Below are 1414 nucleotides of genomic sequence, written 5' to 3'. Positions count from 1 at the left end.
AGTTGATAAGGATACAAGTGTTGTAACCTTCACACCGACTGATAAGTCTTACTCAGGTGATGTTGTTCCGGTTAAGGTTCAAGCCAAGGATGCCAATGGTACTGCTGTAGAAACAACTTACACGCCTAAGATTACTCCAGTAGTTCCAACAGCTGAAGATGTAACTTCAACAGATATCCAAGGTAAGACACAAACAGGTAAACCTAAATTTACTGCAGGTAATAGCCGTGTGCCGATGAATGATGATGTTGCCGCAACATTTGATGACGGCTCATCAACTAAGACAGTTGATGGTGTCGGTACCTACACAGTAGCAGCAGACGGAACTGTGACATTTGTTCCAGAACCAAGCTTTACAGGTACTGCGTCAGCTGTTACCGTTGTTCGTGAAGATAAGAACGGAACAAAAGCTTCTGCAACTTATACACCAACCGTAACCCCAGTTACACCAACTGCAGAAGATACAACATCTACTGACAAACAAGGTCAAACGCAAACAGGTACACCAACCTTCACACCAGGGAATCCAAATGTTCCAATGAACGATGACGTTCCAGCTACTTTCGACGATGGCTCAACGACTAAGACAGTTGACGGCGTAGGTACGTACACAGTAGCAGCCGATGGAACAGTAACTTTTGTTCCAGAAAAATCATTCACAGGTAAGGCACAAGCTGTAACGGTTGTTCGTGAAGATAAGAACGGTACTCCAGTTACTGCTAAGTACACACCAACTGTGACACCGGTAAGTCCAACAGCGACTCCAGCTGAATCAGAAGCACCTCAAGGTGTGGTTCAAACTGGAACTGTAACCTTCACAGAAGGTGACCCAGTTGCACCTATCGACAAGGATACCATTACTCTTCTTGACGAAAATGGTCAGCCAGCAGCGTCAGTAGATGCGAAATCACCAGCAGGTAATGTGATCGGTACCTTCACCGCTGATAAAGAAACAGGTATTGTAACCTTCACGCCAACGGATAAATCTTACTCAGGTGAGGTTGTTCCAGTTAAGGTTCAAGGTAAAGATACAAACGGAACAGTTGCTGAAACAACTTACACACCGACGATCACTCCAGTTGTACCAACTGCTGATCCAGCAACATCTACAGACATTCAAGGTCAAACGCAAACAGGTACACCAAGCTTCACACCTGGTAACCCTGCAATCCCAATGGATGATGATACACCTGCAACCTTTGAAGATGGCTCAACTACGAAGACAATTCCAGGAGAAGGAACTTACACAGTCGCTCCGAACGGAACTGTAACCTTCGTACCAGAAAAATCATTTACAGGAGAAGGTACAGGCGTAACGGTTAAACGTGTCGATAAGAATGGAACCAAAGCCTCTGCCACTTACACACCAACAGTAACTTCAGTTACTCCAACTGCAACTCCGGCAGAATCAACT

The 1414-nt window shown here is 45.1% G+C and carries 1 pseudogene; it reads left to right on the top strand.

Annotated elements, in window-relative coordinates:
* Positions 1-1414 (top strand): annotated as a pseudogene (locus ADH81_RS04225) (hypothetical protein); the annotation flags it as partial.

The organism is Streptococcus pseudopneumoniae (genome assembly GCF_001072925.1).
Taxonomy (GTDB): domain Bacteria; phylum Bacillota; class Bacilli; order Lactobacillales; family Streptococcaceae; genus Streptococcus; species Streptococcus pseudopneumoniae_Q.
The sequence above is the reverse complement of the archived record's forward strand: the minus strand, read 5'-3'. Positions and strand labels throughout refer to the sequence as shown.